The organism is Microvirga sp. KLBC 81 (assembly GCF_003075415.1).
Lineage (GTDB): Bacteria > Pseudomonadota > Alphaproteobacteria > Rhizobiales > Beijerinckiaceae > Microvirga.
In genome coordinates, this window is the sequence record NZ_QDAH01000009.1 from 24264 (window position 1) to 44949 (window position 20686).

Below are 20686 nucleotides of genomic sequence, written 5' to 3' on the forward strand. Positions count from 1 at the left end.
CGGCCTCAAGCCTCCCGCACGCGAGCGATCATCTGCTCCACATGGGCGATCGGCGTCTCCGGGAGGATGCCGTGGCCGAGATTGAAGATGTGCGGACGGCCGCGCGCGCTTTTAAGGATATGGTCGATCCCCTGCTCCATCGGCGCCCCACCGGCGATCAGCGCGAGCGGATCGAGATTGCCTTGGGTCGCGACCGTATTCGGTAGCGTCGGAAGCACGACGGCCGGATCGAGTGTCCAGTCGAGGGCGAACGCATCGCCGATCCCGGCCGAGGCGAAGCGATGGAGGTTCGCACCGCCGCGCACGAAGACGATGGCCTTGGCCTGGGGACGGGCCGCCTTCAAGCCTTCGACCATCCGGCGGATCGGATTGAGCGAGAGCCGGTCGAAAAGAGCGGGCGGCAGGGCCGAGCCGAAGCTCTCGAAGATCTGCACCGCTTCGGCGCCCGCATCGATCTGGCGGATCAGATAGGCGGTGGACGCCCGCACCAGCCGGTCGATGAGCGTATCCATGAAGGCCGGATCGCGATAGGCCGTGAGTCGGGCCGGCGCCTGGTCCGGAGTGCCCTTGCCGGCGATCATGTAGCTCGCGACGGTCCAGGGTGCGCCGCAGAAGCCCAGAAGGGTGGTCTCCTGCGGGAGGGATTGCTTAAGGCGGTCGAGGGTCTCGAAGACCGGATCGAGCCGCTCCAGCGGCAGCTCATCGGCAAGCCTCGAAAAATCCTTTTCCGAGGTGACCGGATCGAGCTTGGGACCCTCGTTCTCGACGAAGCGCACGTCCTGGCCCAGCGCATGGGGGATGACCAGGATGTCGGAGAACAGGATCGAGGCATCGAAGCCGAAGCGCCGGATCGGCTGAAGGGTCACCTCCTCGGCGAGCCTCGGGGTGTAGCAAAGGTCCAGGAAGGAACCCGCCTGTTTGCGGGTCTCGCGGTATTCCGGCAAATAGCGGCCGGCCTGACGCATGATCCAGATCGGCAGAGGCCAGACCGGCTCGCCGTTCAGCACGCGGAGGATCGCTTTGGTGGGACGCTCGCTCACAGGCCCTCTCTAATAAGAATAATCTTTGAATCTAAGAATCTGATGTTTCTCTTGGGCCGTGAATCACAAAGCCGCAACCCCGTCCACAATCTCTCCACATCGGCCGACCCGTTAACTGTTCATTAACGGATGGGGCAGCCTTGCCCCAATCGTTTCCGAATTCTTAAACCTTAACAGCCCGTTAACGAATTTGAACGAGAGGTTAACGCCAAGCTGAAGGGTGATTCGTGCCGGATTCCCCCATGGTTGAGAATTCAGACTCACACGTGAAGCTGCCCTGTTGATGGCTGACCCGACAGATCACAGGCCCCCTGCCCTGGACCTCTGAATCAAGCCGTTCTATCCACATTTATCGACTCCTTTGCGCATCGTGCGGAAAAGTGGACCCGGTTTTCCGCTCAAAACGATGCGCCACTAAAAAGGGAGCATCGGATGGGTCCCGAAAGTGGAATCCACTTTCGGGTCCGAGGCTCGATCCGGCAAACCGTCCGCGAGGACCGCCCAGGAGAACCACCGTGGTGGGACGCAGCTACTTCCATCTCCATCTCGTCTCCGACTCGACGGGCGAGACCCTGATCACCGTCGCTCGCGCGGTGGTGGCGCAATATGAAGGGGTGGCCGCCATCGAGCACGTCTATCCGCTGGTGCGCTCCACCACGCAGCTCGAGCGCGTGCTCGCCGAGATCGAGGCCGCTCCCGGCATCGTCCTCTACACCCTGGTGGACCGGGACCTCACGTCGCGGCTGGAAGATGTCTGCCGCGCCACGAGCTCACCGTGTCTCTCCGTGCTCGAGCCGGTGCATTCGCTGATATCCTCCTATCTCGGCACCCATTCCACCGCGCGGCCCGGCGCGCAGCACATGCTGAACGCGGAATATTTCAAGCGCATCGACGCCATGAACTTCACGCTCATGCACGATGACGGGCATCTGCCCGACGATCTGGACGAGGCCGACGTGATCCTCATGGGCGTGAGCCGCACCTCCAAAACGCCGACGGCCGTCTATCTCGCCAATCGTGGGTTGAAGACGGCCAATTTCCCGCTCGTACCGGGCATGCCGCTGCCGCCAAAACTGGAAGCGGCAAAAAAGGCTCTCGTCGTCGGCCTCGTCGCGACACCGGAGCGCATCGTGCAGATCCGGCAGAACCGTCTGCTCAGTCTCAATGCCGATGACGATACATCCTATGTGGATCGCGAGGCCGTGGCGGAGGAAATCGCGGCTTCACGCCGGCTCTTTGCACGCCATGGCTGGCCGGTGATCGACGTGACGCGCCGTTCCATCGAGGAGACTGCGGCGGCGATCATCGATCTCTATCGCGACCATCGCCTGAAACTCATCGCGGAGTAGAACAATGCCCGCGCTTTGGACTGCCTCGGAGAAATTGCTGCTCGCATCGACCAGCGCGACACGGCTCGCGCTGCTTGTGAGCGCAGGATTGTCGGTCGAGACACAAAGCTCGAACGTCGATGAACGCGCCATCGAGCAGGCAGCGCAAAGCGAAGGGCTCGATCCGCCGGCTTTGGCCGCACGTCTTGCCGCCGAAAAAGCGCTGGCCGTGAGCAGCCGTCATCCGGAGCGCATCGTGCTCGGCGCCGATCAGGTTCTCGCCTGCGGCTCGACCGTGTTTCACAAAGTGGATGATCGCGACGCCGCCCGCCGCCAGTTGCACGCGCTCTCGGGAAAAAGCCACGCGCTCCATTCCGCCGGTGCACTCGCCATCGGTGGACAGGTGGTGGAACGCTTCGTGGCGACCGCCACTCTCGCGATGCGCCCGCTCACGGACGAGGCCATCGAGCTTTACCTGGAGCTCGCAGGTCCCGGCGTGCTCCAGAGCGTCGGCATCTATCAATATGAAGGTTTAGGTGTTCACTTGTTCGACTCTGCCGAGGGCGATCACTCCACCATTCTCGGATTGCCGCTGCTTCCGCTTCTCTCGGCCTTGCGCCGGCTCGGGTGTCTTTCTCTGTAGGACTTGCACATTATGAAAAAGGCCTTCGTCGTCGGCCATCCGATCAAGCATTCCCGCTCACCGCTCATTCACGGTTTCTGGCTGAAGCAGCACGGCATCGCGGGCTCTTACGAGCGCATCGATGTAGAGCCTGTGAACTTCGGTCGCTTCTTGCGGAATTTCCACGAGCAGGGTTTTGCAGGCGGCAATGTCACGATCCCGCACAAGGAAACGGCTTTCGCCGGCGTCACGCGCAGGACGGAACGTGCTGAGCGTTTGAAAGCCGTCAACACGCTCTGGATCGAGAACGGCGTGCTCTGGGGCGACAACACGGATGTGCTCGGCTTCATGGCCAATCTCGATCAGAGCCTGGGGACAGGCTGGGAGCAAGCTGTGGACAACGTGCTCGTTCTCGGCGCGGGCGGTGCGGCGCGCGGCATCGTGGCAGGCCTGCAGGATCGGCCGATGAAGCGCATCGTCGTCGCCAATCGCACCGTGTCGAAGGCCGAGGATCTCGTTCGCGATCTCGAACGCTACAGCGCGGTGAAACTCGAGGCTCTCGCCTGGGACGAACTCGACCGCGCTCTTCCCACATCGCAGCTCATCGTCAACACCACCTCGCTCGGCATGGCGGGACAGCCTCCAATTCTGATCGATCTCGCCAAGGTGCCAGGAAACGCCGTCGTCTCGGACATCGTCTATGTCCCGCTGAAAACGCCGCTGCTTGCGGCTGCCGAGGCGCACGGTTTGCGAACCGTCGACGGCCTGGGAATGCTGCTGCACCAGGCCGTGCCCGGTTTCGAGCGCTGGTTCGGCGTGAGGCCCGAAGTGACGCCCGACTTGCGCGCGCTGATCGTCGCCGACATCGAGAGCGCGACATGACCTTCGTGCTCGGGCTCACCGGCTCCATCGGCATGGGAAAATCGGCCACCGCCAATCTTTTCCGAAGGCTCGGCGTACCTGTGCATGATGCAGACGCCGCCGTCCACGCGCTCTATCGCGGCCGCGCCGCGCCGCTGATCGAGAAGGCGTTTCCCGGAACCGTCGTCGAGGGTGTGGTAGATCGACGCAAGCTCGGCCAAGCCGTGCTCAACAGCGCCGAAAAGCTGAAACTGCTCGAGAGCATCGTGCATCCGCTGGTGCGCGAGGAGGAAGAAAACTTTCTGGCCCGCGTCTCCACAACGTCGTCTCTTGCGGTTCTCGACATTCCGCTTCTTTTTGAGACCGGTGGCGACAGGCGCTGCGATGCGGTTCTGGTCGTCTCTGCTCCAGCCGACGTGCAACGGGCGCGCGTGATGGGACGACCCGGCATGACGGAAGAGACATTCGGGGCAATCTTGAGTAAGCAGATGCCTGATGCGCAAAAGCGTGCCCGCGCACATTTTATTGTCGATACGAGCCGTGACTTTGCTTCCGCCGAGGCGCAGGTGCGGTCTATCCTTGCTTGCCTCGCGGGACGGCCCGGCCGGCGCAAATTTTTGAAAAAGAGTGTTTGACGATGCTGCGAGAGATCGTTCTCGATACCGAAACCACCGGCACCGATCACGCCAAGGGTGATCGCATCATCGAAATCGGCTGCGTCGAGCTCCTCAACCACATCCCGACAGGCAAGAGCTATCACGTCTATATCAACCCCGAATGCCCGGTTTCCGCCGGCGCGCTCGCGGTGCACGGATTGAGCAACGAGTTTCTCGCCGACAAGCCGGTCTTTGCAGCGGTCGTCGACGAGTTTTATGACTTCATCCGCGATGCGCGGCTCGTCATCCACAACGCGGCCTTCGACATTGGCTTCATCAACGCAGAATTTGCGCGCACGGGCCATCCGGCCATCGATCTGGGCGATGTGGTCGATACGCTCATCATGGCGCGCCGCAAGCATCCGGGTGCCGCGAACAATCTCGATGCGCTCTGCTCGCGCTATGGCATCGACAATTCCAAGCGCACCAAACACGGCGCGTTGCTCGACGCGGAGATCCTGGCCGAGGTCTATATCGAGCTGATCGGCGGACGGCAGGTCGGCTTCGATCTCTCCGCGCAGCCGGTGAAGGGCAGCGGCCCTGCCCTGCGCACAGATTCCGCCTCGCCGCGCGAGGCGAAACCGCGGCCGATGATCTCGCGTCTCACGGATGCGGAACGCGCTGCGCACGCCGCCTTCATCGAGCAGCTAGGCCCGAATTCCCTGTGGCGCGAATATATCGGCGAAGCTTCGCCGGAAGCGTCATCGTGAAGCACGACATCTTTCCCACGAACAAATCTCTCTGCCCTCATCCTGAGGAGGCGAGAGGATAATCCGACCCAAAATACAGAAAGCGGAGCAGTTGCCTGCTCCGCCTGAAGTAAAAACTTAAAAAGCCGAACCGTGTTACGACACGGTCTGGCCACCCTGCTGACCCTGCATCTCGGCCACGCGCTGGCGGTAGAGAGCGACGAAATCGATCGGGTCGATGTAGAGGGGCGGGAAGCCGCCGTTGCGCACCGCGTCGGCCACGATCTGACGGGCGAAGGGGAAAAGAAGGCGCGGGCACTCGATCATCACCACCGGATGGAGCTGCTCCTGCGGGATGTTCTGCACGCGGAACACGCCGGAATAGGTGAGCTCGAAGGCGAACAGCACGTCATTGCCAGCTTTGGCATTGCCTTCGAGGGTGAGATCCACCTCGAAATCGGCCTCCGCCAGCTGCTTGGCGTTCACGTTGACCTGCAGGTTGATCTGCGGGCCTTCCGACTGCTGCTGCAGGGAGCGCGGGGCATTGGGATTCTCGAACGAAAAATCCTTGCAGTATTGCGCAAGAGCGTTCAGCGCGGGCATGCCGCCGGGCGCTCCATTGTTTGCCGGGTTGTCGGCCATGGGGTTTCATGCTCCGAAGAGAGGTAAATCGGTCGACCCGGACGTGGCGCTTCACACCTGAAGGCACCTGATCGGCAACGGGCCATGGATCTCCGCGCTATCATGTTTCGGGCCAAAGAGGCAAGATTTGCGAGCGTCCTTCGCTTGTCGTGCGCTTGTCGCGGGGAAAGGTGGATGTTACGACCGGAAGACCCCATATGCAAAGGATCACATCTTATCCCTTTGGGGCAACGCCCGGCGCCGAGCCGGGTTTGGGCAGGCTGACAACGGATCGACGATGCAGGACTCCTTCGACATCACGACCCTCATTTTCATCGTTCTCGCGATCTTCGTGATCTGGCGCCTTCGCTCGGTGCTGGGGCAGAAGACCGGCAACGAACAGCCGCCGTTCGATCCGCTCTCGCGCCGCGATGCGCCCTTGCGTCCCGGCAATTCGAATCCTGAGCCCGATCACAATGTGGTGCGTCTTCCCGGGGCCAACGGCACCCGTCCTGCGGCCGAGGTTCAGACCGCCGAGCGCTGGAAGGGTTTTGCCGAGCCGGGCACACCCATGGCCGGGGCTCTCGACAGCATCGCCCGCGCCGAGCCCAGCTTCGACGCTGCCGGTTTCCTGGAAGGAGCCAAGGCGGCTTATGAGATGATCGTCACGGCCTTTGCTGTGGGTGATCGCAAGACCCTGAAGGATCTTCTCTCCCGCGAAGTCTATGAGGGCTTCGAGCGCGCCATCACGGAGCGCGAACAGCGTGGCGAGCGCGTCGAAACCACCTTCGTCTCCATCGACAAGGCCGAGATGGCCGGCGCCGAGGTGCACAACAAGACCGCGCAGATCGTGGTGCGCTTCGTCTCGCAGCTGATTACCGTGACCCGCGATGCGGCGGGCGTGGTGATCGATGGCAGCCCGGATCAGGTGGCCGAGGTCACCGATGTGTGGACCTTCGCCCGCACGCTCGGCAGCCGCGATCCCAACTGGCAGCTCGTCGCGACCGAAGCGGGGCAATGAGGCATGCCGGGCGAGCCCTCCTCGCGTGTCTCTTCGCCTGGATCGTGACCGTGCCGGAGACGGAGGCAGCATTACGTCTGGCGGCCCAGGCGCGTCTTGAGGCTTTGTCCTTCAAGGATCTCGATGCGTGGGCGAATGACGACCACGGCGCCGCCTTCAAGGCCTTCCTGCGCTCCTGCCGCGCTCTCGATGCGAGTGCTGCCGAGCTGAGACCCGCGCAAGCGCCGGAGCGTCATCTTCTTTCCGTCTGCCGTGAAGCTCTGAAGAGCGAAAATCTCTCCCGCTCAGAGGCGCGCCGGTTCTTCGAGACGCATTTCCAGCCCTTCGCCATCATCCCCCGTTCCGGCAACGGCTTTCTGACAGGCTATTACGAACCCGAGTTTCAAGGTTCGCACACGCCCGATTCCCGTTTCAAGGTGCCATTGCTCGCAAGACCGGACGATCTCGTCACCATCGCGCAGGGCGAGACTCTGCCCGGCATCGACAAGGGGCTGCAGGCTGCCCGGCGCACCGCAACGGGCTATGAGCCCTATCCCGATCGCGCCGCCATCGAGGATGGTGCGCTGGGATCGCTCGCGAAACCCGTCGTGTATCTTCGCGAGCCTGCCGAGGCCTTCATCATCCATGTGCAGGGTTCGTCCCGTATCCGTCTGACCGATGGCTCGGTGATGCGCGTCGCCTATGCGGGCCGCAACGGGCGCCCCTACACCTCCATCGGCCGCGTGCTGGTGCAGCGGGGCGAGATGGATCTCGAATCCATGACGTTGGAAAAGCTTATGGGCTGGTTGAAGGACAATCCCGGCCCGGCCAAGGAGCTGATGCGGCAGAATCAGTCTTACATCTTCTTCCGCGAGGCCGATGAGCTTGCGCCAGAGGACGGACCCATCGGCGGCGCGGGCTTTCCACTGGTGCCGGGCCGGAGCCTGGCTGTCGACCGCTCCCTCTGGGCCTATGGCCTGCCCTTCTGGCTGGAGGGCGAATTACCCTTCACTCTCGAAAAATCCGAGCCACTGCGTCGCCTCATGATCGCCCAGGACACCGGCTCGGCCATCGTCGGTCCTGCGCGAGGCGATTTCTTCTTCGGCAGCGGCGAGGACGCAGGCACGCGTGCCGGTCTGTTGCGTCACACCACGCGCTTCGTGGTGCTCAAGCCTAAAGCGAAGCCATGACCAAGCATCGCCGGACACGTCAGCTCAGCCCCGAGGAGCGGCGGCTCTGGTCGCACGTGGCCCGCAACGTGCGGCCCATGAAGGGCAAGGTGTTGCCGCCCGAGCCGGAGCATGAGCCTGAGGCGGAGATCGCAACGGCCCCTGCTCCGCAGGTTCTTGTCACCTCTCCGGCACCCCTGCCTGCACCCCCGAAAAAACCTTCGCTTCCGCCGCTCGCTCCCGTGGAGCGCAAGACGCTCCAGGCCCTGCGCCGGGGCCGGAAGGACCTGGACAGCGTCATCGATCTCCACGGCATGCGCCAGGAAGAGGCGCATTTCGCACTCATCAGCTTCCTGCACCGGGCGCAGAATTCCGGACACGGTCTCGTCCTCGTCATCACCGGCAAGGGCGGCTCGGCCGTCAACAACGGCCTCTTCGATGAGCGTGGCGTGTTGCGCCGCATGGTGCCGCATTGGCTGCGCCTGCCCGATCTCAGATCTCTTGTGATCGGCTACGAGGAGGCCTCTCCCCAACATGGCGGTTCCGGTGCACTTTATGTCAGGCTCCGCCGGAGGCGGGGCGCGGGATAACCACCTATGACTCCCTTTGGCGAACGGGTGCGGCAGCTGCGCCGCGAACGCGGATTGATGTTGAAGGACATGGCCGCTCACCTAGGCGTGTCGAGCGCCTATCTCTCGGCTCTCGAGCGCGGCGATCGCGGCAAGCCCACTTGGACGCTCATCCAGGGGGTGCTGCAATATTTCCACATCATCTGGGACGAGGCCGACGAGCTGACGCGGCTCGCCGATCTCTCCGACCCGCGCGTGAAGATCGATACCGCCGGTGCCGATCCCAAGGCGACGCTCCTCGCCAATCGCCTCGCCCGCGAGATCCGCAATCTCTCGGAAGGAGAGCTTGAGGACATGCTCGCCATTCTGGATCACGCTCAAGGCCGCGAGCGCCGCGCCCCCGTGCCGGTCCAGGCCGTGCAGGATGCTGTCTGAGAAGGCATTAGTCTTGACCGCTCAGGCCGAGGATGCCAAAGCGCCCTTAGTTCCTTCCAACATCGTGGTTGTTCATGTCCCAGACCCGCATCGACGTGCTCACGCTCGGCAACGCCATCGTTGACGTGCTCGCCCATACCGACGAGGCCTTCCTGCTCCAGAAGAAGGTGCACAAGGGCTCCATGCAGCTCATCGACGAGGCGCGTGCCGAGGAGCTCTACCGGGATATGGGCCCTGCGGTGATCGTGTCGGGCGGCTCGGGCGCCAATACGGCAGCGGGAGCCGCAGCCTTGGGCGTGAAGGCGGGCTTCATCGGCAAGGTGAAGAACGACGAGACCGGCAAGCTCTTCGCGCATGATCTGAAGGCCATCGACGTGCATTACGACGTGGCTTTCGCAGAGGATGGCCCGGCCACCGCGCGCAGCTTCATCCTGGTGACGCCGGACGGCGAGCGCACGATGAACACCTATCTCGGCGCCTGCCAGAACCTCACGCCCGAGGACGTGAACCCCGATACGGTTCGCGCCGCGAGCATCGTTTATCTCGAAGGCTATCTCTGGGATCCGCCGGCCGCGAAGGAAGCCTTCCGCAAGGCGGTGAAGATTGCGCACGAAGCGGGCAACAAGGTCGCCCTCACCCTCTCTGACGCCTTCTGCGTCGACCGCTATCGCGACGAGTTTCTCGGCCTCATGCGCGACGGCAGCCTCGATATCCTCTTCGCCAACATCCACGAACTGCAGAGCCTCTATGGCACGTCCTCGGCGGAGAGCGCGCTGGCCGCGTTGCGCGAGGAAAACCTGCTCGGCGTCATCACCCGCTCGGCGGAAGGCGCGCTGGTGGTGAGCCGGGGCGAGACGCTCAGCATCCCGGCCTTCCCGGTCGAGCGCGTGGTCGATACCACCGGCGCGGGCGACCTCTTCGCCTCGGGCTTCCTCGCCGGTCTCGTGCAGGACCTGGAACTTGCCGATTGCGCCCGCCTCGGCGGCTTGGCGGCGGCAGAAATCATCAGCCATCTCGGCGCGCGTCCGCAGGCGAACCTGCGCGAACTCGCGCAGCAGGAAGGCTTGCTGAGCTGATCACTCAGGTCCGGGTTGTCTTCGATTCGGCGATCCTGGCGGCGACCAGCATCTGCAGCCGCCAGAGATTGCGGTCATGAATGCCGTTCTCTGCCAGATGCATGACCGTGTTGTGGAGATATTCGGCGCCTGATCCCCAGTGTCCGCAAGCCCTCGACAACACGTCGGCCACATCCTCGGGTGCGAGCCGTCCCACATAAGCGGGGGCCTGCCGGTTCATCACGAAGGCGATGGCCGTCACTGGCCCCTCCTCGGTCGCAACCTTGATCCAGCGCGGCAAGCTGTTGGCCGGCTTCACGGTGAATTCGCGGCGGAACAGCCTGCCCAATTGCCCTTGAAGAGAGTGCCCAGGGAGCCGATAGAGCAGCCCCCGGCACTGCCCGCCCCGATCCATCGCCATCATGAGCCCGGGCTGCTCCCGCGTGGCGCGCCAGCGCGTGATCCGGAAACAGAAGGAGCGGTGCCATCCATGCGCCGTGCCCCGGCGCATATCGATATGTTCGACCTCCGGTTTCCAGATCAGGGATCCATAGGCGAAGAGCCAGGCATCCTGCTCCGGTGGATGTGATGCGAGAATCCTGGCAACGACGGCGTCGTAGTCTTCGGACGTGTGATAGACGAGGCCCGGTTCAGGTCCGGGATCCTCAAGAGGGCGATGAACGAGCGCGACGAGGTCGGGCGTGAGCGCCATCTGCCGGGCCCCCATGGGATCACCTCTTGCTCAGATTGCCACCCGCAAGATTAGCTCAAGCGGCGACGCTCGTCCAAGCGCACAGCCTGCAGATTCTCAATCTCCTCCCGTGCGTCCGAACCAGAGCCCGAACAGGGCTGCCAGCGCGACAAGCATCAGAAAGCCGTTGAACATCACGAGCAGGTACGGCGGAAGGCGCTGCACGTCCGGCTGCGGCGGCTGCGCGCCGGTGAACACCTGACGCCACACGGCGGCGGCAAAGCAGAAGGCGCTGAACAGCACCAGGATCGAGCCGGTGGAGATGATCATCCATTCGGGCACCACGCCTTCCAGGAGCTTCTTCGCGCCGATGCCGGAGGCAAGCGACGCCAGACCTGTGCGCACCCAGGCCGCATAGGTGCGCTCGGCGGCGAAAACGGTGCGGTTTGCGGCGAGTTCCGTGCGTCGGTCGGCGCTGTCCTTCATCTGGACGCTGGCAACGGCCGTTGTCTTGGCCGCAGCCTGCGTCTGCTCGGCGGCTTCCTGTGTGTTTTCAGCCGCTTCCTGGGTCTGCGTCGCAGCTTCCTTCGCGTGCTCGACGCTACGCTTGAGCTTGTCCTCGACGGGTGGCGTGGTCATGCGTTCTCCATTTGACGGAGGAACAACGCTCAAGATTACGAAAAAGGTCAGTTCTTACAGACGTCGCAAAGCCACGGTTTCGATCCGGTGGCTCGCTCCCTTTGTCAGGATCAGGCTCGCACGCTGGCGGGTGGGTACGATATTTTCGCGCAGGTTCAGCAGGTTGATCCGGCTCCAGAGGCCGTCGGCAATGGCGATGGCTTCCTCTTCCGGGATCTCCGCGTAGCGGCGGAAATAGGAGAGCGGATCGCGGAAAGCCGTGTGGCGCAAGCGCAGGAAACGGCTCACATACCAGCGGTGCAGGTCCTCCTCCGCCGCGTCGATATAGACGGAGAAGTCGAAGAAGTCGGATACGAAGGGAATGGCCGTGCCGTCCTTCGGCAGACGCGCGGGCTGGAGAACGTTGAGGCCTTCGACGATGAGAATGTCCGGCCGGTCGACCGTCGTTTCCTCGCCGGGCACCACGTCATAAACCAGATGCGAATAGAGCGGTGCCTTCACGTTGCGCTTGCCCGCCTTGATGTCGGCGAGGAAGTGCAGGAGCTTGCCGGTGTCGTAGCTCTCCGGAAAACCTTTGCGCTCCATCAGGCCAAGCCGCGTCAGCTCGGCATTGGGGAGCAGGAAGCCGTCCGTGGTGACGAGGTCCACCTTTGGCGTGTTGGGCCAGCGGGCGAGAAGAGCTTTCAGCACACGCGCCGTGGTGGATTTGCCCACCGCCACCGAGCCCGCGACGCCGATGATATAGGGCACCTTCTCTTGCTGCTCGGCGAGAAGGAAGCGCTGGGTCGCCTTGAACAGCCCCTGGGTCGCAGCGACGTAGAGCGAGAGCAAACGCGAGAGCGGCAGGTAGATTGCCGCCACCTCATCGAGCGAGATCGGATCGTTGAGGGATTGCAGCTGCACCACCTCATCGGCGGTCAGTGTCATTGGCGTATCGGCGCGCAGCTTCGCCCATTCGTCGCGCGTGAACGTGCGGTAGGGCGAGAGGTCGTCCTCGCCTTGAGGAGAAACCACGTTGGGCTGGTCCATGCGAGCCCCCCTTATTCGAGGTCAGGACTTCAGGTCACGACTTGCGCGCGGCCTTCTCGGCGAGCCCCGATTGCGCGGTGCGGCGCTCCAATTCGGCCATGACGTCACTTAGAGGAATATTGGCGCCCTGCAACACGACCAAAAGATGATACAGCACGTCCGCCGCTTCCGCCGTGAGGTTCTGCCGGTCGCCCTGGACGGCGGCGAGGGCGGCCTCGACAGCCTCCTCCCCCAGCTTCTTGGCCGCCTTGGCGGGGCCTTCGCTCAGGAGCTTGGCCGTATAGGACTCGGTCACGGGTGCAGCCGCACGCTGGGCCACGATGCGGGCGAGATCGTCGAGGGTGAAGGAGGTCATGGATTCATCCCCTCTGATCAGGCTGCGTTCTTCGCCGGCTCGTCCAGCCGCATCTTCAGGCCCGCTTTCGCCATGTAGCTCTTCGCCTCGCCGATCGTGTGCGTGCCGAAGTGGAAGATCGAGGCCGCGAGCACGGCGCTCGCATGACCGTCCTTCACGCCATCGACCAAGTGGTCGAGATTGCCGACGCCGCCGGAGGCGATGACGGGAACGGAGACGGCATCGGCGATGGCGCGCACGAGCGCGAGATCGTAGCCGCCCTTGGTGCCGTCGCGGTCCATGGAGGTGACGAGGAGTTCACCGGCGCCCAGCTCGGCCACCTGCTTGGCGAAAGCGATGGCATCGATGTCGGTGGGGGTCCGCCCGCCATGGGTGAAGATTTCCCAGCGCGGAGGCTCACCTTCGCCCGAGACCTTCTTCGCGTCGATGGCGACCACGATGCATTGCGCACCGAATTTTTCGGCGGCTTCGCGCACGAAGCCGGGATTCTTCACGGCAGCGGTGTTGATCGACACCTTATCGGCGCCGGCCAACAGGAGCCTGCGGATGTCCTCCACATTGCGCACGCCGCCGCCGACCGTGAGCGGCATGAAGCAGGCTTCGGCCGTGCGCTGCACCACATCGAGCAGGATGCCGCGGGCCTCGTGGCTCGCGGTGATGTCGAGGAAGCAGAGTTCGTCGGCGCCGGCCGCATCATAGGCTTTTGCGGCTTCCACCGGATCGCCCGCATCGACGAGATCGACGAATTGCACGCCCTTCACGACGCGCCCGTCCTTCACATCGAGGCAGGGAATGAGACGCACTTTCAGCATCAGGCATTTTCCTTGCGCACGGCGCGCAACAGCGCCAGCGCTTCAACCGGATCGATGCGCCCGTCATAGAGCGCACGGCCGGAAATGGCACCGTTGAGCACGGCGCAATCGGGTTGGGTGAGACGCTCGATATCGGCCATGGAGGCAAGACCGCCGGACGCGATGACTGGGATCGAGACCGCGCGGGCCAAGCCCAGTGTCATCGGGAAGTTGAGGCCCTTCAAGATGCCGTCGCGGGCGATGTCCGTGTAGATGATCGCGGCGACGCCCGCGTCTTCGAAGCGGCGTCCGAGTTCTTCCGCCGACAGGGTCGAGGTCTGAGCCCAGCCTTCAACGGCAACCAGACCATCCTTCGCGTCGATGCCGACGGCGATCTTACCGGGATGGAGACGCGCTGCCTCGCGCACGAAGGCCGGGTCGCGCACGGCCGCCGTGCCGATGATCACGCGGGAGACGCCCTTCGCGAGCCAGCCCTCGACGGTCTTCATGTCGCGAATGCCGCCGCCGAGCTGCACGGGAATTGTCACGCGCTTGAGGATGTCCTCGACGGCGGATGCATTCATCGGCTTACCGGCAAACGCCCCGTCGAGATCGACCACGTGCAGCCATTCGAAGCCCTGAGCCTCGAAGGTCGCCGCCTGATCGGCGGGATCGTCGTTGAAGATCGTCGCCTGGTCCATGTCGCCCTGGATCAGGCGAACGCAGCGGCCTTCCTTCAGGTCGATTGCGGGATAAAGGATCACGGGCGCCACCTCAGGAAATTGGCAATGAGCCTGAGGCCGAGCGCCTGGCTCTTTTCGGGGTGAAATTGGGTGCCGACGATGTTGTCGCGTCCGACGATGGCCGTCACCGGCCCGCCGTAATCGGTCGTGGCGACCACGTCGTTGGGATCGTTCGGCGTCAGCGCATAGGAATGCACGAAATAGGCGTGCAGCCCGTCAGGTCCGGTGGGGATGCCGTCCATCAGCGGATGGGGCTTCGCCAGGGTCAGGGTGTTCCAGCCCATATGCGGGATCTTGAGCGAGGGATCCTTCGGCTCGATCGCCTTCACGTCGCCATGGATCCAGTCGAGGCCATAGCTCGTGGTGTGCTCGAGGCCGCGCGTCGCCATGAGCTGCATGCCGACACAGATGCCGAGGAAGGGACGTCCCTCCTCATGCACGACGCGCTGAAGCACCTCCACCATGCCGGGCACGGAATCGAGGCCGCGGCGGCAATCGGCGAAGGCGCCGACGCCCGGCAGCACGATCCGGTCGGCTTGTCCGACGAGGGTCGGGTCGGAAGAGACGGTAATGGTCTGGTCGAGGCCTGCCTCGCGGGCCGCGCGCTCAAACGCCTTGGCGGCGGAGTGCAGGTTGCCGGACCCGTAATCGATGATGACGACGCTCACCGGGGACGCTCCGCATCGGGGAAGAGGCCGATCACCGGGTCGGGCCTCCGGGGGGTGGATGGAACCGGCGCGGAGGCCGGATTGCGAGGGGAAACGGGGGCGGGACGCTGCGCCAGCCAGCGGGCATAAGCCTTGGCCTCCGCTTCATCCTTGTCGGCGGCAGTGACCACATCGGCTAGCCTGAGTCCATTGCGGGCCAGCGTCCAGCGCCTGAGGCTGTTTGCCTCAAGGCCGATCAGCGCCTGCAGCAGAAGCGCCGCCACGGTGCCGGCGGCGTCGTGCACGTCCAGCACCTGCATCAGCGCGCCGAAGGCGAAGACGAGCACAAGCACGCCTAAGCCGGCGAGCCAGAGCCTGTGGAAGAAGAACCAGAGGAAGGTGAAGAAGAACGCGCCCCAGGAGAACGCATCCTTCACGAGTTCCGCCTCTTCCAAAGCAGCCGGATCACCTGGCCGCGCATCGCGCGGAAGGTGCAGGGTATAGGTGGTCATGGCGTCGTTTCCTCAAACCTTGTCCAGCAAGGCGGGATTAATCCGGCCGGACAAGGGTCTCTTGCTTGAACTTAGAGCGTACCTTTGGTGGAGGGAACGCGCCCCTCTTCCCTTGGGTCCACGGCCACGGCCTGACGCAAGGCGCGTGCCAAACCCTTGAAGCAGCTCTCGGCGATGTGGTGGCTGTTCTCCCCGTAGAGCGTCTCCACGTGGAGAGTCAGCCCCGCCTGCACGGCGAAGGCCTGGAAGAACTCGCGCACCAGCTCGGTGTCGAAGACGCCGATCTTCTCCGTGGGGAAGGAGGTGCGGAAGACCAGGAACGGGCGGCCGGAAATATCGAGCGCAATCCGCGTCAGCGTCTCGTCCATCGGCAGATGGATGTCCGCATAGCGGGTGATGCCCTTTTTATCGCCAAGCGCCTTCAGGATGGCCTGGCCCAGCGCGATGCCCGTGTCCTCCGTCGTATGATGCTGGTCCACATGCAGGTCGCCCGTCACCTTCACGGTCAGGTCGAAGAGACCGTGTCGGGCAAAGAGTTCCAGCATATGGTCGAGGAAGCCGACCCCCGTGGAGATCTCGGCCTTGCCGATGCCATCGAGGGCAATCGACACGGCAACATCGGTCTCGGCGGTGCGACGGCTGACGCTCGCGGAGCGCATCATGAGTGTCCTTTGCGGAGAGTGAGACGCACGCCTTCTACCAAGACCGCGCAAGAAACGCTACCCGCGTTGCTTTTGCCCGTTGAGTGATTAAGTCAGGGTTCGAATAGTTTTTGCCCCTCCCCGTCCGCTGGAGTTCGCCTCGTGTCCGAAGACGCCACCCCCCGCAGCATGCATGCCACCACGATCCTCATGGTCCGCAAAGGGGGCCGCGTCGTCATCGGAGGCGACGGGCAGGTCAGCTTGGGTCAGACCATCGTGAAGGGCAATGCGCGAAAGGTGCGCCGCCTGTCCAAGGGCGGCGTGATCGGCGGCTTCGCCGGCTCGACGGCCGATGCCTTCACCCTCTTCGAGCGCCTGGAAGCCAAGCTCGAGCAATATCCCGGCCAGCTCACCCGCGCCTGCGTGGAGCTCACCAAGGACTGGCGCACCGACCGCTACCTGCGCCGCCTGGAGGCAATGATGCTCGTTGCCGACAAGGGGGTGGGTCTTCTGCTCTCCGGCGCCGGCGACGTGCTGGAGCCGGAAAACGGCATCGCCGCTATCGGCTCGGGCGGCAATTACGCGCTCGCCGCCGCGCGGGCGCTCGCCGACAGCGACCTGGATGCGGAGGCAATCGTCCGCCGTTCGCTCGCGATCGCGGCCGAGATCTGCGTCTACACGAATTCGAATATCATCATTGAAACATTGGATGAAACCTGATTGCCCGTCATGGCCGTCCCCGGACCTGATACGGGGATTGTCCCGGCTATCCACGTCTTGGAACCTCCACGTCGAAGAAGACGTGGATCCCCAGAACAAATCCGGGGATGACGACAACACCTTGGGCCAAAGCATACCATGACCACATTCTCCCCCCGTGAAATCGTTTCCGAACTCGACCGTTACATCGTTGGCCAGAACGACGCGAAGCGCGCCGTGGCGATTGCGCTGCGCAACCGCTGGCGGCGTCAGCAGCTGGAGGGCTCGCTGCGCGAAGAGGTCGCGCCGAAGAACATTCTGATGATCGGTCCCACCGGCTGCGGCAAGACGGAGATCTCCCGCCGCCTCGCCAAGCTCGCGGGCGCGCCTTTCATCAAGGTCGAGGCGACGAAGTTCACGGAAGTGGGCTATGTGGGCCGCGACGTGGAGCAGATCGTGCGCGATCTCGTGGAGATCGGCATCGGTCTGGTGAAGGACGAGCGCCGCCGTCAGGTGCAGGCCAAGGCTCATGTGGCGGCGGAGGAGCGCGTGCTCGATGCGCTTGTCGGCGCCACCGCCGGTGCCGCGACGCGCGATGCGTTCCGCCGGAAGCTGCGCAACAACGAGCTCGACGACAAGGAAATCGAGATCGAGCTGCAGCAGACGGGCGGGGGCGGCATGCCCTTTTTCGAGATCCCCGGAATGCCGGGTGCGTCGGTCGGTGCAATCAATCTCTCCGACATGTTCGGCAAGGCTTTCGGCGGTCAGCGCAAGACGCGCCGCACCACGGTGCAGGAAGCCTATGAGCCGCTGGTGACGGAAGAGGCCGACAAGATGCTCGACCAGGATGCTATCGTCCAGGAAGCCCTGCGTCAGGTGGAGAACAACGGCATCGTCTTCCTCGACGAGATCGACAAGATCTGCGCCCGCGAGGGGCGGTCCGGCGCCGACGTGTCACGCGAAGGCGTGCAGCGCGATCTGCTGCCGCTGATCGAAGGCACCACCGTTTCCACCAAGTATGGACCGGTGAAGACGGACCACATCCTCTTCATCGCGTCGGGCGCGTTCCATGTCTCGAAGCCGTCGGATCTGCTGCCCGAATTGCAGGGCCGTCTGCCGATCCGCGTGGAGCTTTCGCCGCTCACCGTCGAGGATTTCAAACGCATCCTCACCGAGACGGAAGCGAGCCTCATCAAGCAATCCGTGGCGCTGATGAAGACGGAGGGCGTAGACTTGGTGTTCACGGAAGATGCCATCGATGCGCTCGCGCAGGTGGCGGTGGAGGTCAACAACACGGTCGAGAACATTGGCGCACGTCGCCTGCAGACGGTGCTGGAGCGTGTGCTGGACGACGTGTCCTTTACCGCGCCTGACCGCTCGGGCGAGACCGTGACCATCAATGCCGCCTACGTGCGCGGTGAGGTGGAGACGCTCGCCAAGAACACGGATCTCAGCCGCTTCATTCTCTGATCTGATTAGACCTATGATGCGCCTGCTCTCGCCAGGCGCATCATGCAGCTTCCAGTTTTTGCCACTCCGCCAAGGGAAAAAGCCGGTCATAGGCCCAGTTGAAGACAAGAGCATAGCCCATGTAGAAAAGGGCGAAGGACACGTCCATCAGGAAGGCTTGCCATAGGCTGATGCCCAGGTACCAAGCGAACAACGGCAGCAGCACCACCAGAAGCCCAACCTCGAACAGGATAGCGTGCAGCACGCGGATCGGACCGGTCTTCCTGCTGCTTCCACGCACCCGCTGCATGAGCCGGTCAAAGCCGAGATTATAGATGTAGTTCCAAAGCGTAGCGATGGCTGCACCGGCAAACCCCAGTAAGCCGATATCGTGCATGGGCATGCCGAAAGCCCAGGCACCGAGAGGTGTTACGAGAGCCAGGCCGATAATTTCGAAGCTAATGGCGTGACGGATGCGATCCTGTGTCGTGCGCATGTAATCCCCCAGGGAAAAGGTTCGGGTCGTCCCGAACGATCGTCCCAGAGTCTGGGGGAGGCCGTCCTCGCTTGCGTCTTCATATAGGCCGGCGATTCGACATGCACAAGCTAGCCGTATTCCCATGCGTCTCGTGCAGGATGGTCTATGAAATGAGCTTATCCGATACACGTATGAAGTTGCGCGCTGTTGGAGCGGGCACGCTTCGGACATTTCCTTCTCACATTCGCTGATCTCGCCCTTGACCATGGAACCGCGGACTCCCTCCCCTACTTCCATTCCTTCGATCCGTTGAGCGAGCTGATCTCCTCGCTTCTCTCCCATCGCACCCGCAATGCGGATTCCGGCCGCGCCTTCAAGGCCCTGAGGGCGCGCTATGCGGACTGGAACGCGCTGATGAATGCGCCAACCGAAAAGGTTGAGGAAACCATTCAAGGTGTGACTTGGCCCGAGCAGAAGGCGCCGCGGCTGCAGGCGATTCTGCGCGCCATCGAGGAGCGGCACGGCACCCTCTCCCTCGACTTCCTGCAGGACCTGCCGGTGGAGGAAGCCCGCACTTGGCTCGAAAGCATTCCCGGCATCGGACCGAAGACGAGCGCGGCCGTTCTGTCTTTCTCCACCTTGCGGAAGGCCGCGCTACCGGTCGACAGTCATCATCACCGGGTCGCAATCCGCACCGGGTTGATTGCACGCAACGTGGCGGTCGGACCTTCGCATGCGGCTCTCTTTGCCCTGCTCCCGTCGGATCGGGATGCGCAAGCCGCCTACGACAATCATGAAGTGATGATGTTGCACGGGCAACGCTGCTGCTTCTTCAACAATCCCGCCTGCGGGCGCTGCGCGATCCTCGATCTCTGCCCCACCGGACAGGCGCGGATGCGGGAGGGCTGTGCCGCTTCTCCCGCCCCGCGAGAGAAAGATACCGCTTGGGCCAATCCCTCACGTTTTCGCGAGGGTGCTTAGGCAAAAAAGGCCACGCTAGGGAACGACACCTTGAGTGATGCGTTCGCCTCACAACGCTGAAAGATCCCCTGGAGGAGTTAACCCATGCGTAAGATGTTCATGGCCCTTGCTGCCACGGCGGCGCTCGGCACTGCCGCGTTCACGGCGCCGGCCTCGGCAGCCGAAGTGCAGACTGCTCCCGTGAACGAGCTTGTCGCTGCAATTCAGAATGGCGATGTGAAATCCGATTACGTTCAGTATCGTCGTCGCTACGTGGAGCGCCGATATTATCCAAGCGGCCGCTACGTGGAGCGCCGCTATTATCCGAGCCGCCGCTACTACTACCGCCGTGACCGCGGCGATGCCCTGGCTGCCGGTGCGCTCGGCCTCGCGACAGGCGCCATCATCGGCGGCGCGATCGCTCAGTCGCAGGCTCAAGCCGCTCCGGCCTATGGCAGCAACGTCCACGCCTATTGCGCGCAGCGCTACCGCTCCTACGATCCGGCTTCGGGCACCTATCTGGGCTATGACGGCCTGCGTCATCCCTGCCCGTAAGACGGCTGAGTGAAAAATAGAAGCGGGCTTTCGGCCCGCTTCTTTTTGCTTCGAGAATTTACTTCGCCGCGATGACGGCGATCTCGACCTTGAAGGGAGGAGCCGCCAGCTTCGCCTCGACGGTAGCACGGGCGGGCGTGTTGCCGGGCGACACCCAGGCATCCCACACGGCGTTCATCTCCTGGAACGTGTTCATGTCGGTGAGCCAGATATTGGCCATCAGGAGCTTCGACTTGTCGGTGCCGGCTTCCGCCAGGAGGCTGTCGATGATCGAGAGAATTTCCTGCGTCTGCTCGGTGACGCTCTTGCCAGCGGCTTGGTTGGCGACCTGGCCTGCGAGATAGACCGTGTTGCCGTGAACGACGGCGCCGCTCATGCGGGGGCCGGGCTTGATGCGTTGAATCGTCATGGAATGTCCTTGAGCTTCTGGAAAAAGTGAGACGGGCTTTTTC

27 protein-coding genes are annotated in these 20686 nt (G+C 63.4%); 14 read left to right on the plus strand and 13 right to left on the minus strand.

The genetic code is table 11. The features are described from left to right. Nucleotides 1-5: 5 nt before the first annotated feature. Entirely contained in the window at nt 6-1040 is a 1035-nt protein-coding gene (gene hemE / locus DC522_RS08690) for a uroporphyrinogen decarboxylase (RefSeq protein WP_205769549.1), read from the minus strand. Nucleotides 1041-1558: 518 nt separating this feature from the next. Between hemE and DC522_RS08695 the strand changes: the two genes are divergently transcribed. The 5 genes from DC522_RS08695 to dnaQ are packed head-to-tail and all read left to right on the plus strand — an operon-like array spanning nt 1559 to nt 5217. Then, complete coding sequence (locus DC522_RS08695; RefSeq protein WP_116528431.1) at nt 1559-2389, plus strand: pyruvate, water dikinase regulatory protein; 831 nt, start codon at nt 1559-1561, stop codon at nt 2387-2389. A 4-nt stretch (nt 2390-2393) separates the two neighbouring features. Further along, on the plus strand, nt 2394-3011 hold the full coding sequence (locus DC522_RS08700; protein ID WP_116528313.1) for a Maf family protein: 618 nt from the start codon (nt 2394-2396) through the stop codon (nt 3009-3011). Between the two features lie 12 nt (nt 3012-3023). Beyond that, nucleotides 3024-3872, plus strand: coding sequence for a shikimate dehydrogenase (locus DC522_RS08705; RefSeq protein WP_205769550.1), 849 nt, complete (start codon nt 3024-3026; stop codon nt 3870-3872). Beyond that, nucleotides 3869-4486, plus strand: coding sequence for a dephospho-CoA kinase (gene coaE / locus DC522_RS08710; protein WP_116528315.1), 618 nt, complete (start codon nt 3869-3871; stop codon nt 4484-4486). The genes DC522_RS08705 and coaE overlap by 4 nt, the downstream gene beginning before the upstream one ends. A 2-nt stretch (nt 4487-4488) precedes the next feature. Further along, nucleotides 4489-5217, plus strand: a complete 729-nt coding sequence (gene dnaQ, locus DC522_RS08715; protein WP_116528316.1) for a DNA polymerase III subunit epsilon — start codon at nt 4489-4491, stop codon at nt 5215-5217. A 135-nt stretch (nt 5218-5352) separates the two neighbouring features. On the opposite strand, the gene secB is transcribed toward dnaQ, so the two are convergent. After that, a complete protein-coding gene (secB, locus tag DC522_RS08720) occupies nt 5353-5838 on the minus strand; it encodes a protein-export chaperone SecB (protein ID WP_116528317.1) in 486 nt (161 codons plus the stop codon). Between the two features lie 277 nt (nt 5839-6115). On the opposite strand from secB, the gene DC522_RS08725 reads away from it, so the two are divergent. The 5 genes from DC522_RS08725 (at nt 6116) to DC522_RS08745 (ending at nt 10066) form a co-directional block, all read left to right on the plus strand. After that, complete coding sequence (locus DC522_RS08725; RefSeq protein WP_116528318.1) at nt 6116-6838, plus strand: Tim44/TimA family putative adaptor protein; 723 nt, start codon at nt 6116-6118, stop codon at nt 6836-6838. Then, complete coding sequence (locus DC522_RS08730) at nt 6835-8007, plus strand: murein transglycosylase A (RefSeq protein WP_116528319.1); 1173 nt, start codon at nt 6835-6837, stop codon at nt 8005-8007. Before DC522_RS08725 ends, DC522_RS08730 begins: the two co-directional genes overlap by 4 nt. Further along, nucleotides 8004-8576 carry a Smr/MutS family protein gene (locus DC522_RS08735; protein WP_116528320.1) on the plus strand — a complete coding sequence of 191 codons (573 nt, stop codon included), beginning with the start codon at nt 8004-8006 and terminating at the stop codon, nt 8574-8576. The genes DC522_RS08730 and DC522_RS08735 overlap by 4 nt, the downstream gene beginning before the upstream one ends. 6 nt (nt 8577-8582) lie before the next feature. Continuing rightward, on the plus strand, nt 8583-8990 hold the full coding sequence (locus DC522_RS08740) for a helix-turn-helix domain-containing protein (RefSeq protein WP_116528321.1): 408 nt from the start codon (nt 8583-8585) through the stop codon (nt 8988-8990). Between the two features lie 74 nt (nt 8991-9064). After that, on the plus strand, nt 9065-10066 hold the full coding sequence (locus DC522_RS08745) for an adenosine kinase (RefSeq protein ID WP_116528432.1): 1002 nt from the start codon (nt 9065-9067) through the stop codon (nt 10064-10066). Between the two features lie 4 nt (nt 10067-10070). On the opposite strand, the gene DC522_RS08750 is transcribed toward DC522_RS08745, so the two are convergent. From DC522_RS08750 to hisB, 9 genes are all read right to left on the minus strand, one after another. Further along, nucleotides 10071-10772 carry a gamma-glutamylcyclotransferase gene (locus DC522_RS08750; RefSeq protein WP_116528322.1) on the minus strand — a complete coding sequence of 234 codons (702 nt, stop codon included), beginning with the start codon at nt 10770-10772 and terminating at the stop codon, nt 10071-10073. A gap of 81 nt (nt 10773-10853) precedes the next feature. Next, nucleotides 10854-11375 carry a YidH family protein gene (locus DC522_RS08755; protein WP_116528323.1) on the minus strand — a complete coding sequence of 174 codons (522 nt, stop codon included), beginning with the start codon at nt 11373-11375 and terminating at the stop codon, nt 10854-10856. A gap of 54 nt (nt 11376-11429) precedes the next feature. Then, the gene (coaA, locus tag DC522_RS08760; RefSeq protein WP_116528324.1) at nt 11430-12404 is read right to left on the minus strand and encodes a type I pantothenate kinase; all 975 of its coding nucleotides are present in this window, start codon (nt 12402-12404) and stop codon (nt 11430-11432) included. Between the two features lie 34 nt (nt 12405-12438). Next, nucleotides 12439-12759 carry a phosphoribosyl-ATP diphosphatase gene (locus tag DC522_RS08765; protein WP_116528325.1) on the minus strand — a complete coding sequence of 107 codons (321 nt, stop codon included), beginning with the start codon at nt 12757-12759 and terminating at the stop codon, nt 12439-12441. A gap of 17 nt (nt 12760-12776) precedes the next feature. Next, nucleotides 12777-13571, minus strand: coding sequence for an imidazole glycerol phosphate synthase subunit HisF (hisF, locus tag DC522_RS08770; RefSeq protein WP_116528326.1), 795 nt, complete (start codon nt 13569-13571; stop codon nt 12777-12779). Continuing rightward, nucleotides 13571-14323, minus strand: a complete 753-nt coding sequence (gene hisA / locus DC522_RS08775; RefSeq protein ID WP_116528327.1) for a 1-(5-phosphoribosyl)-5-[(5-phosphoribosylamino)methylideneamino]imidazole-4-carboxamide isomerase — start codon at nt 14321-14323, stop codon at nt 13571-13573. Before hisA ends, hisF begins: the two co-directional genes overlap by 1 nt. Continuing rightward, the gene (gene hisH / locus DC522_RS08780) at nt 14311-14961 is read right to left on the minus strand and encodes an imidazole glycerol phosphate synthase subunit HisH (RefSeq protein WP_116528328.1); all 651 of its coding nucleotides are present in this window, start codon (nt 14959-14961) and stop codon (nt 14311-14313) included. Before hisH ends, hisA begins: the two co-directional genes overlap by 13 nt. After that, complete coding sequence (locus DC522_RS08785; RefSeq protein ID WP_116528329.1) at nt 14958-15452, minus strand: DUF2628 domain-containing protein; 495 nt, start codon at nt 15450-15452, stop codon at nt 14958-14960. The genes hisH and DC522_RS08785 overlap by 4 nt, the downstream gene beginning before the upstream one ends. A gap of 71 nt (nt 15453-15523) precedes the next feature. After that, nucleotides 15524-16111 carry an imidazoleglycerol-phosphate dehydratase HisB gene (hisB, locus tag DC522_RS08790; RefSeq protein ID WP_116528433.1) on the minus strand — a complete coding sequence of 196 codons (588 nt, stop codon included), beginning with the start codon at nt 16109-16111 and terminating at the stop codon, nt 15524-15526. A 171-nt stretch (nt 16112-16282) separates the two neighbouring features. On the opposite strand from hisB, the gene hslV reads away from it, so the two are divergent. Then, nucleotides 16283-16813, plus strand: coding sequence for an ATP-dependent protease subunit HslV (hslV, locus tag DC522_RS08795; protein WP_116528434.1), 531 nt, complete (start codon nt 16283-16285; stop codon nt 16811-16813). Nucleotides 16814-16951: 138 nt separating this feature from the next. Continuing rightward, nucleotides 16952-18262 (plus strand): ATP-dependent protease ATPase subunit HslU, encoded by a 1311-nt coding sequence (gene hslU, locus DC522_RS08800; RefSeq protein ID WP_116528330.1) that lies wholly within the window; start codon nt 16952-16954, stop codon nt 18260-18262. A 40-nt stretch (nt 18263-18302) separates the two neighbouring features. On the opposite strand, the gene DC522_RS08805 is transcribed toward hslU, so the two are convergent. Then, the gene (locus DC522_RS08805) at nt 18303-18737 is read right to left on the minus strand and encodes a PACE efflux transporter (RefSeq protein WP_116528331.1); all 435 of its coding nucleotides are present in this window, start codon (nt 18735-18737) and stop codon (nt 18303-18305) included. A gap of 189 nt (nt 18738-18926) precedes the next feature. On the opposite strand from DC522_RS08805, the gene nth reads away from it, so the two are divergent. Together nth and DC522_RS08815 are read left to right on the plus strand one after the other, a co-directional pair. Continuing rightward, nucleotides 18927-19700, plus strand: coding sequence for an endonuclease III (gene nth, locus DC522_RS08810; protein ID WP_116528332.1), 774 nt, complete (start codon nt 18927-18929; stop codon nt 19698-19700). Nucleotides 19701-19784: 84 nt separating this feature from the next. After that, nucleotides 19785-20234 carry a BA14K family protein gene (locus DC522_RS08815; RefSeq protein WP_116528333.1) on the plus strand — a complete coding sequence of 150 codons (450 nt, stop codon included), beginning with the start codon at nt 19785-19787 and terminating at the stop codon, nt 20232-20234. Between the two features lie 58 nt (nt 20235-20292). On the opposite strand, the gene DC522_RS08820 is transcribed toward DC522_RS08815, so the two are convergent. Then, complete coding sequence (locus DC522_RS08820) at nt 20293-20643, minus strand: RidA family protein (protein ID WP_116528334.1); 351 nt, start codon at nt 20641-20643, stop codon at nt 20293-20295. Between the last annotated feature and the right edge of the window lie 43 nt (nt 20644-20686).